The organism is Streptomyces sp. NPDC006326, from assembly GCF_040612915.1.
In the GTDB taxonomy this organism is placed as follows: domain Bacteria; phylum Actinomycetota; class Actinomycetes; order Streptomycetales; family Streptomycetaceae; genus Streptomyces.
This window is the reverse complement of sequence record NZ_JBEXRC010000026.1, coordinates 93,959-103,759: the sequence shown is the minus strand read 5'-3', so window position 1 is coordinate 103,759 and position 9,801 is coordinate 93,959. Positions and strand designations below refer to the sequence as shown.

Below are 9,801 nucleotides of genomic sequence, written 5' to 3'. Positions count from 1 at the left end.
CGTCGCTTCGCGATGGCCTTCGGCCACCCTTGACTGCCCGGCCCGCCCCGGAAAGACAACAGACTGCCGGGAAGCCCCCGAAGGATGGCCGGGGGTTCACGTTCCGGGACGGGCCCATCAGCGATGCCCGGGCCATTTCCCGTTGCCCGTTCCTCGTTCGGGGCCGATAGGCCCCTCTTCCGGGCCTCGGCCGGGTCAAGCCGCAGCCGAGACCAATGAGATGACCATCCGGCGCCGGGAGAGGCCACCATCGCCTCAGATCGCTACGCGCTTCTCCCGGCATGGCGTCCGACCGCCGTCCGGGGCCGCTCATAGGCGCGACAGATCGCTACACAGCCGGTCCCGGCTTGGCGTCCGCGGCCCGTCTGGGGCTGGGATGGCCGCCATGGATGGCGGTCATGACGCCAGTCATGCGCCAGCGGATGGTTTATCCCGGTTTGGCGGTCGGTTGGGCGGCGAGTGGGCCTTTGACTGAGCGTGATGACGAAAAGTCTGGCATCTGGTTCCTTTTGGGCCTCTGTACGCCCCCAGATGCGCACTAAGAGATCGTTGAGGACCCCGATGGGGCCCGAAGGGCCCGAATGTTGCCTGGATCGGTCCAGAGTGCGGTCAGTGGGCTGCTCGCGGGCGGTCCGCAAGTCCCTCGCTTCCCTGCCTGCCCTGCTGAAGGGCCTGTCGTCTCGTCCGATCAACCCCGGACGGGCCGCGGACGCCAAGCCGGGACCGGCTGTGTAGCGATCTGTCGCGTATATGAGCGGCCACAGACGGGCCGGGGACGCTATGCCGGGAGGAGCGCGTAGCGATCTGGGGCGCTGGTGGCCGCGGTCGGTCCCAGATGGTCATCTCATTGGCGTCGGCTGCGGCTTGACCCGGCCGGGGCCCGGAAGAGGGGCCTATCGGCCCCGAATGGGGAACGGGCGACGGGAGACGGCGCCTGCATCGCTGATGGGCCCATATGTCCATCTGTCCCCCCGGCCATTCCTCGGGGGCTTCCCGGCAGTCTTTGTCTTTCCGGGGCGGGCCGGGCAGTCAAGGGTGGCCGAAGGCCATCGCGAAGCGACGCGACGAAGGAGCGCCCTTGACGGCCCGGCACGACACGGAAGGACAATGAACTGACGGGACGCCCCCGAACCCCCCGACCCCGGACGCGGGGCCCGCCCCCCCCCACCGGCAGCGGGACCTCGGCCCAAGCCGCGGGCCGCAGCCCGCCAGATCACGGCCCCGTGAGGGACGGGTCGATGACCGTTTCACCCCGCGAGGCTCGGCGGATGGCGTCCGCCAGGTCTTCCAGCGGGCCGTCCCGCAGCACCAGCCCCGCCGCGCCGGCCGCGAGCACCGCCTCCCGCAGCCCCGGGTGCGCCGAACCCGTCAGCACCAGCACCCTGCACTCCGGATCCTCCGCCAGCAGCCCCGGCACCGACGCGGCGTCCTCCACCAACGCCACCGCCGGGCGGGCCAGCGCCGAGGGGACCACCTCGATGTCCGGCTGGAGGCCCAGCCGGAGCGCCAGCGCCGGGTTCGGCGGGAACAGCAGCACCCGCAGGGACCTGGCGGGGCGGTGGTACACGGGCATTTCGTCCACTCCGCCAGCCTAGGCCCGGCGCGTCGAGGTGGCACTCTGACGCGCAGTCAGGAGTCTTCCCAAGTACCGGGGGGTGCGTTATACATGGCCTCACCGGTTCTAGAACGCGTTCTAGAACCGGCCCGTGTACGACCTCGGTGCGGCCGACGGTGCGGACGGCCGCGCCGAGGTCTTCCAAAGACAGGGAGCAGCGTCTTCATGCCGATCGATGCCGCCAGGGCCCTCGCCGCCGACCCCCGCAAGGGGGAGATCGCCTGGGGCCACAAGGACATCCAGCTCTACCACCTCGGCCTCGGCGCAGGCCGTCCCGCCACCGACCCCGACGAGCTGCGCTACACCCTGGAGTCCAAGCTCCACGTGCTCCCCAGCTTCGCGACCGTCGCCGGGGCCGGCATGGCCATGATGGGCGGCCTCGCCGCGCCCGGGATCGACGTCAACCTGGCCAACGTCCTGCACGGCGGCCAGTCCATCGAGCTCCACCGGCCCATCCCCGTCAAGGGGCAGGCCTCCTCCAGCGCGCGGGTCGCCGCCCTCTACGACAAGGGCAAGGCGGCCGTGATCGTGCTGCGCACCGAGGTCGAGGACGCCGACGGGCCGCTGTGGACCAGCGACGCGCAGATCTTCGTACGGGGAGAAGGCGGGTTCGGCGGCGAGCGCGGCCCCTCCGTGACGGAGCAGCTCCCCGAACGGGCCCCCGACCGGACCGAGGACCGGCCGATCCGGGAGGAGCAGGCGCTGCTGTACCGGCTCTCGGGGGACTGGAACCCGCTGCACGCCGACCCCGATTTCGCCAAGACGGCCGGCTTCGACCGGCCCATCCTGCACGGGCTGTGCTCGTACGGGATGACGCTCAAGGCCGTCGTCGACACCGTCCTGGACGGTGACGTCTCCCGGGTCCGCGCCTACCGCACGCGCTTCGCCGGGATCGTCTTCCCCGGGGAGACCCTGCGGATCCGGATGTGGCAGGAGCCCGGCCGCGTGCAGGTCTCGGTGACCGCCGTCGAACGCGACGAGGCGCCGGTCCTCGCCGACACCGTCGTCGAACACGCGTAACACGACCTCAAGGAGCCGCACCGTGCGCGCAGCACTGCAGAGCGAGATCGGCCAGGACAAACTGGAAGTCGTCGACGACATGGAGACCGCGGGCTTCGGCCCCGGCAAGGTCCGGATCCGCATCAGGGCGACGGGCCTGTGCCACTCCGACCTGTCCGCGATGAACGGGGTGCTGCCGCAGCCCGCCCCGTTCATCCCCGGCCACGAGGGGGCCGGCGAGATCACCGACGTCGGCGACGGGGTCACCTCGCACGCGATCGGCGACCGGGTCCTCGTCTGCTGGCTGCCGCCCTGCGGGCACTGTCCGGCCTGCAAGCGCGGACAGGGGCACCTGTGCCTGGAGTCCTTCGGGAACGTGGCCACGCCCAACTTCCGGCGCGCGGGCGGGGACATCTTCGGCTTCGCGGGCACCGGCACGTTCTCCGAGGAGATGGTGGTGCCCGCGGCGTGCGCCGTCCCCATCCCCGACGACCTGCCGTACGACATCGCCGCGCTGATCGGCTGCGGGGTGACCACCGGCCTGGGTGCGGCGATCAACACCGCCAGGGTGGAGGCCGGGTCCTCGGTGGCGGTCATCGGCTGCGGGGGCGTCGGGATCTCCGTCATCCAGGGCGCGAAGGTACAGGGCGCGGCGCAGATCATCGCCGTGGACCCGGTGGCCTCGCGGCGCGAGGCGGCGCTGCGGTTCGGGGCCACCGAGGCGGTGGCCCCCGAGGCCTTCGCCGACGCCAAGAACCGGATCACGGCCGGGGAGGGCTTCGACTACGTCTTCGAGGTCGTCGGCAAGTCCGCGACGACGCGGACCGCGTACGAGATGACCCGGCGCGGCGGGTCGGTCGTCGTGGTCGGCGCGGGAGCGCTCGACGACAACTACTCGGTCAACATGTTCTCGCTGTTCTTCGACGAGAAGAAGATCCTGCCGTCGATGTACGGGGGCGGGGACGTGCTGCGCTCGTACGAGCGCACCATCGCGCTGTGGCGGGCCGGCCGGGTCGACCTGGCGGGCCTGATCACCCACCGCGTGCAGCTCGCCGAGATCAACGACGCCCTCGACCAGATGCGCACGGGTGTGGCCCTGCGGACCTGCATCGAACTCTGAGCATCGCAGTCCGAGCATCGCAGTCCGAGCATCGAACCCCGAGCATCGCACTCTGAGAGGAATCCGGTAGATGTCACTGCCACTTGAGGGGCTCAGCGCCGTCGTCACGGGTGCGGGCCGCGGGCTCGGCCGGGCCGAGGCGATCGAGCTCGCGCGGCTCGGCGCGAGCGTCGTCGTCAACGACTTCGGCCAGAGCGGCCGCGACGGCTCCGGCGAGGCGTCGGCCGCCCCGGCGGAGGAGGTGGCCGCGGAGATCCGCGCCGCGGGCGGGCAGGCGGTGGCGCACCTCGGGGACGTCGCCGACTTCGAGCAGGCGCGCGAGCTGGTCGAGCTGGCGGTGAGCAGCTTCGGGAAGCTCGACGTCCTGGTCAACAACGCGGGCATCCTGCGGGACCGGATGGTCTTCTCGATGTCGGAGGCGGAATGGGACTCGGTGATACGGGTCCACCTCAAGGGCCACTTCAACACCACCCGCTTCGCCTCCGCGCACTGGCGCGAACGGTCGAAGGCGGCGGGCGGGCCGGTTTACGGCCGGATCGTCAACACCTCCTCCGAGGCCTTCCTCGGCGGCTCGGCCGGCCAGCCGAACTACGCCGCCGCCAAGGGGGGCATCGTGGGGCTGACGACCTCGACGGCGCTGGCCCTGGCCAAGTACGGGGTGACGGCCAATGCCATCTGCCCGCGGGCGCGGACCCGGATGACGGAGGACGTCTTCGCCGGCTTCCAGGTCCCGGAGGAGGGCAAGCTCGACCCGCTGGCCCCCGAGCACGTCGCCCCGCTGGTCGGCTACCTGGCCTCGCCGGCGTCGGCGAGGGCCAACGGGCAGCTGTTCGTCGTGCACGGCGGGATCGTGGTCGTGATGGAACGCCCGAGGGTGGCGGCGAAGTTCGACACCTCGAAGGAAGCGTTCTCCTTCGAGGAGCTGGACGAGCTCCTCACCCCGCACTACGCCGCCCGCCCGGCGAACGAGACCTTCGCGGCGGCCGAGGTCCTCGGCCTCAAGCACGACTGACCCTCCTGCGCGAGAACCGCGGGCCCCGCACCGGGTACGGCACCGGGCCCGCGGCTCAGCCGTCCACCAGGGAGCCGAGCGGCCCGTGCAGATCGGCGGGGCCGCGGTAGTGCACCCCGGTCATCCCGAGCGCGACGGCGGCCCCGACGTTCTCCGCCCGGTCGTCCACGAACAGGCACCGCTCCGCCACTGCGCCCGCGCGCGCCGCCGCGATCTGGTAGATCTTCCGGTCCGGTTTGGCCACCCCGACCCGGGCGCTGCTGACGACGTGGTCCGCCAGGTCCGCGAGCCCGAGCGCGGCCAGGTCGTCCTCCAGGTCGAGCGTCGCGTTCGTCACCAGGACCAGGGTGACCCCCGCCGCCCGGACCCGGCGCAGCAGGGAGACCACCTCCTCGTCCGCCGAGAACGGGGCCTCGGCGAACGCCGTCGCCAACTCCCGCGCCCGCTGCGCCGGCAGCCCCGCCTCGGCGTGGAGCCCCGCCGCGATGGACTCCGTCCACTGTCCGCGGGTGATCCGGCCCAGCAGGAGCGGCCCGTCCCGCTCCGGGGCGAACGCCAGCCTGGCGGTGGTGCCTTCGGGCAGCCCTGCCGCGCGTTCCAGCACGGAGGGCCCCGTCGTGTCGTAGAAGCGGATCACGTTGTCGAGGTCGCACAGCACGGCGTCGAAGCTGCGGCGGGTGCCCGTACGGGCGGAGGTCGTCACCGCCCTTGGATAGCACGGGGAGTGCCCTACAGCGGTGCCTGCTGCAGCGGTACCGGTCGGGGGGCGGCCGGCGGGGGGTCCAGGCGTACCGGCGGCGGCGGGGCCACCGGCAGCGTCAGCCCGGTGATCCCGCAGGGCACCTCGGCGGTGGCGTACGGGAGGTGCAGGCGGCCCTGCGGGCTCCACAGGCCGGTGCCGAGCCAGCCGGCGGGCGCGCCGAGGCGGAACAGGTGCCGGTCGGCGGGGCGCCACAGCCCGATCCCGCCGCCCTCCAGCCGGAGCGCGACCCCGCAGGTCTCCGGCATCAGGGCCTGCCCGGGCTGGACCGCGAACGGCGTCCCCGCCTCCCCCCGCAGGCACTCGGGGAACCGGACCGGCCGCGAGCTCCCCAACACGCCCCAGCCCAGCCGCGGTTCGCCCGCGGCCGGAGCGTCCGAGCGGATCAGCAGCAGCCCGCTGTCGGGGTCGGCCAGCAGCAGCCGGTCCTCGCTGCCCTCCGCGATCTGGAGCAGCGGGGAGACCTCACCGCCGCGCCCCAGGTCCACCGCCACGGCCTTGGTGGTGCCGTCCAGGGTGCGGTCCAGGGCCAGCATCCGGCCGGTGCGGTCCAGCCAGACGCCGCCCGAGCACCGGCCGGGCACCCGGGCGACCGGGCCGAAGGCGCCCCCGGCCACCTGCCAGACCGTGCTCTCGGTGTCGGACACGGCCAGGGCGAAGGCTCCGTGCCCGTCGGGGGAGGGCGGCAGCAGGGACACCCGTACGCCCTCCGCACCGTCCGTCCCCGACGGGGGCCGCACCGCGCCCAGCACCAGCTCCCCGGTCCGCGGCCCCGCGCCCGGACCGCCCGTCGGGTAGAGCAGGGCGAACGCGTGCCGCTCGGCGACCCGGCGGTGGATCAGCACCCGCCCGTCGGCCAGCGCCAGCACCTCGCTGTCAGCCTCCTCCGGCTGCGCCAGCGGGAGCGGCACCGCATACGGCTCGGGCCCGGCCAGGGTCCAGCGCTCCGGGTAGCGCGCCTCGCCGTCCCCGGCCAGCCGGGCCGCGTAGGACCCGTCCGCGGCGATGGCGAACCGGGCCGTCGTCGTGATCTCGATGGCACAGACAGTCATCCGTGCGTCACCTCCGGTGAGGAAGCTAGTTTTCGCACTTCCACCCGAACAACACGACCACCTGCGCTTCACACGTACGGGTGGCCGCCGTGCGGTTCGCCGGTGCCGGCGGGGGCGGTTGTGCTGGGCGGTGCCCGCGCGGCGGGAGGTGGGCGCAGGGGCCCGGTGCGGGCCGGGGCCGGGCGGATCCGGCGGGGACCCTCGTGCTCCCGTACGGACGGTAGCCTTGGCCTGTGCCCCGTCTCTCTGAAGTCATCGCCGCGCTGGACGCTCTCTGGCCCCCCTCGCGGGCCGAGGAGTGGGACGCGGTCGGAACGGTCTGCGGCGACCCCGACGCCGAGGTCTCCCGCGTCCTGTTCGCCGTCGACCCCGTGCAGGAGATCGTCGACGAGGCGGTGAAGCTGGGCGCCGACCTGGTCGTCACCCACCACCCGCTCTATCTGCGCGGCACCACCACAGTCGAGGCCGGCACCTTCAAGGGCCGTGTCGTGCACACGCTGATCAGGAACGACATCGCGCTGCACGTCGCCCACACCAACGCCGACACCGCCGACCCCGGCGTTTCCGACGCCCTCGCCGGCGCCCTGGACCTGCGCGTCACCGGCCCGCTCGTACCCGACCCCACCGACCCCGAGGGCCGCCGCGGCCTCGGCCGGATCTGCGAGCTCGACCACCCGGAGACGCTGCGGGAGTTCGCCGCCCGCGCCGCCGCCCGGCTGCCGCGCACCGCGCAGGGCATCCGCGCCGCCGGCGACCCCGATGCCGTCATCCGCCGCGTCGCCGTCAGCGGCGGCTCCGGTGACAGCCTCTTCGCGCAGGTCAGGGCCGCGGGCGTGGACGCCTTCCTGACCGCCGACCTGCGCCACCACCCGGCGTCCGAAGCCCGCGAGCAGAGCCCGCTCGCCCTCGTCGACGCCGCCCACTGGGCCACCGAGTGGCCCTGGTGCGAGCAGGCCGCGGCCGAGCTCGACGCCGTATCCGAGCGCCACGGCTGGGGTCTGCGGACCCACGTGTCGCGCACGGTCACCGACCCCTGGACGGCGCACGCGCCCTCCGAACCGTCCCCTTCTACCGATGGAGCCCCCAACTGAACGCCGAGCCCGCCGACCAGATCCGACTCCTCGACGTCCAGGCCCTGGACGTCCGGCTGTCGCAGCTCGCCCACAAGCGCAAGTCGCTGCCCGAGCACGCCGAGGTCGACTCCCTGACCAAGGACCTGACGCAGCAGCGCGACCTGCTCGTGGCGGCCCAGACGCAGGCGAGCGACGCCGCGCGTGAGCAGACCAAGGCGGAGCAGGACGTCGACCAGGTCCGCCAGCGCGCGGCGCGCGACCAGCAGCGGCTGGACTCCGGCGCGGGCATCTCGGCCCGGGACCTGGCGAACCTGCAGAGCGAGGTCGTCTCCCTCGCCAAGCGCCAGAGCGACCTGGAGGACGTCGTCCTGGAGGTCATGGAGCGCCTGGAGGCCGCACAGGAGCGGGTCACCGAGCTCACCGGGCGGGTCTCCGCCCTCGAAGCCAAGCTGACCGACGCCACCGCGCGCCGCGACGCGGCCACCGCGGAGCTCGACGCCGAGGCGGCCAAGGTCGCCAAGGACCGCGAGGTCATCGTCGCCTCCATGCCGGCCGACCTGATGGCCCTGTACGAGAAGATCCGCGTCAAGCAGGGTGGTGTGGGCGCCGCGCGCCTGTACCAGCGCCGCTGCGAGGGCTGCCGCCTGGAGCTGGACATGGCCGAGGTCAACGAGATCAAGGCGGCGGCCCCGAACCAGGTCGTCCGCCACGACAACTGCGGCCGCATCCTGGTCCGTACGGCCGACTCGGGCATCTGATGCAGCGGCTTGCCGGGCTGGTCGTGGAGGCCGACGGCGGTTCCCGGGGCAACCCGGGGCCCGCCGGCTACGGCGCGGTCGTCCTCGACCCGGCCACCGGCGAGACGCTGGCCGAGCGCGCCGAGTACATCGGTGTCGCGACGAACAATGTGGCGGAGTACAAGGGTCTGATCGCGGGCCTGACGGCGGCGCGTGAACTGGACCCGGACGCGCGGGTCGAGGTCCGGATGGACTCGAAGCTCGTCGTCGAGCAGATGTCGGGCCGCTGGAAGATCAAGCACCCGGACATGAAGCCCCTCGCGGCGCAGGCCGCGGCGATCCTGCCGCCCGCGCACGTGACGTACCAGTGGATCCCGCGCGAGCAGAACAAGCACGCTGACCGGCTGGCCAACGAGGCCATGGACGCGGGACGGCTCGGCAGGCAGTGGGAGCCCTCGGCCTCGACGGCGGCCCTGGACGCCTCGGCGGCGCGCGCCCTGGCCACCCCGCCCCCGGCGGGCCCGCCCGGAGACGCCGCGGCGGGTGCTGCGGCCGTCCGCGCGGCCCTCGCCTCCGCTTCCGGTACGTCGGCCCCCGCACCGGCGGGCCGGCCGGCGGCCGGCCCCCCGCCCGCGGAGGCGGGCCCCGGCGGGCCCGGACGCATCCCGTCCCCGGCACCCGCCGCCGGGCGGGCCCCGCACGCCACGCCGGGCTGGGGCCCCGACATGGGGGCGCCGGCGACCTTCGTGCTGCTGCGTCACGGCGAGACGGCCCTGACCCCGCAGAAGCGCTTCTCCGGCAGCGGCGGCAGCGACCCGGAGCTGTCCCCGGCCGGCCGTCGCCAGGCCGCGGCGGTGGCCGAGGCCCTGGCCGCGCGCGGCACGGTCCAGACGGTCGTCAGCTCCCCGCTGCGGCGCTGCCGGGAGACCGCGCAGGCCGTCGCCGACCGCCTCGGGCTGCCGGTCACCGTCGAGCAGGGGCTGCGCGAGGTGGACTTCGGCGCGTGGGAGGGCCTGACCTTCGCCGAGGTGCAGGAACGCTTCCCCGACGACCTCCAGGCCTGGCTGGGCTCCCCGAAGGCGGCCCCCACGGGCGGCGGCGAGAGCTTCGCGGCGGCGACCCGCCGGATCTCGGCCACCCGAGACCGGCTGCTCGCCGCGCACGCGGGCCGTACGGTGCTGCTGGTCACGCACGTGACGCCGGTCAAGATCATGGTCCGCCTGGCGCTCGGCGCCCCGCCGGAGTCGCTGTTCCGCATGGAGCTGTCGGCGGCCTCGCTGTCCGCGGTGGCGTACTACGCGGACGGCAACGCGTCGGTGCGGCTGCTGAACGACACCTCGCACCTGCGCTGACCGCCGGCCCATGACCGCCGGCCGCGGTCGGCGGACCGGTACGGCGGATCCGTACGGCGAAGGGCCCGCACCCCGGGGGTG

The 9,801-nt window shown here is 73.8% G+C and carries 9 protein-coding genes; 6 read left to right on the top strand and 3 right to left on the bottom strand.

Going from position 1 to position 9,801, the window contains the following annotated elements:
- Positions 1 to 1,213: 1,213 nt before the first annotated feature.
- Positions 1,214 to 1,573: a DNA-binding response regulator gene (locus tag ABZ128_RS21125; protein WP_356850245.1), complete on the bottom strand. Its 360-nt coding sequence runs from the start codon at positions 1,571 to 1,573 to the stop codon at positions 1,214 to 1,216.
- Positions 1,574 to 1,780: 207 nt separating this feature from the next.
- Here ABZ128_RS21125 and ABZ128_RS21120 point away from each other — a divergent pair, with 207 nt between their 5' ends.
- From ABZ128_RS21120 to ABZ128_RS21110, 3 genes are all read left to right on the top strand, one after another.
- Entirely contained in the window at positions 1,781 to 2,635 is an 855-nt protein-coding gene (locus ABZ128_RS21120; protein ID WP_356850240.1) for a MaoC/PaaZ C-terminal domain-containing protein, read from the top strand.
- 22 nt (positions 2,636 to 2,657) lie between these two features.
- Positions 2,658 to 3,734, top strand: coding sequence for a Zn-dependent alcohol dehydrogenase (locus ABZ128_RS21115; RefSeq protein WP_356850239.1), 1,077 nt, complete (start codon positions 2,658 to 2,660; stop codon positions 3,732 to 3,734).
- A gap of 70 nt (positions 3,735 to 3,804) precedes the next feature.
- On the top strand, positions 3,805 to 4,746 hold the full coding sequence (locus ABZ128_RS21110) for a 3-oxoacyl-ACP reductase (protein WP_356850237.1): 942 nt from the start codon (positions 3,805 to 3,807) through the stop codon (positions 4,744 to 4,746).
- 55 nt (positions 4,747 to 4,801) lie between these two features.
- Here ABZ128_RS21110 and ABZ128_RS21105 read toward each other — a convergent pair whose 3' ends face one another.
- Both ABZ128_RS21105 and ABZ128_RS21100 read right to left on the bottom strand, forming a co-directional pair.
- On the bottom strand, positions 4,802 to 5,449 hold the full coding sequence (locus ABZ128_RS21105; protein WP_356850236.1) for an HAD-IA family hydrolase: 648 nt from the start codon (positions 5,447 to 5,449) through the stop codon (positions 4,802 to 4,804).
- A 26-nt stretch (positions 5,450 to 5,475) separates the two neighbouring features.
- The gene (locus ABZ128_RS21100; protein ID WP_356850234.1) at positions 5,476 to 6,558 is read right to left on the bottom strand and encodes a hypothetical protein; all 1,083 of its coding nucleotides are present in this window, start codon (positions 6,556 to 6,558) and stop codon (positions 5,476 to 5,478) included.
- A 233-nt stretch (positions 6,559 to 6,791) separates the two neighbouring features.
- Here ABZ128_RS21100 and ABZ128_RS21095 point away from each other — a divergent pair, with 233 nt between their 5' ends.
- The 3 genes from ABZ128_RS21095 to ABZ128_RS21085 are packed head-to-tail and all read left to right on the top strand — an operon-like array spanning position 6,792 to position 9,720.
- Positions 6,792 to 7,649 carry a Nif3-like dinuclear metal center hexameric protein gene (locus ABZ128_RS21095; RefSeq protein ID WP_356850233.1) on the top strand — a complete coding sequence of 286 codons (858 nt, stop codon included), beginning with the start codon at positions 6,792 to 6,794 and terminating at the stop codon, positions 7,647 to 7,649.
- Positions 7,646 to 8,389, top strand: coding sequence for a C4-type zinc ribbon domain-containing protein (locus tag ABZ128_RS21090; protein WP_356850243.1), 744 nt, complete (start codon positions 7,646 to 7,648; stop codon positions 8,387 to 8,389). Before ABZ128_RS21095 ends, ABZ128_RS21090 begins: the two co-directional genes overlap by 4 nt.
- Positions 8,389 to 9,720 (top strand): bifunctional RNase H/acid phosphatase, encoded by a 1,332-nt coding sequence (locus ABZ128_RS21085; protein ID WP_356850232.1) that lies wholly within the window; start codon positions 8,389 to 8,391, stop codon positions 9,718 to 9,720. The genes ABZ128_RS21090 and ABZ128_RS21085 overlap by 1 nt, the downstream gene beginning before the upstream one ends.
- The last annotated feature ends 81 nt before the right edge of the window (positions 9,721 to 9,801 follow it).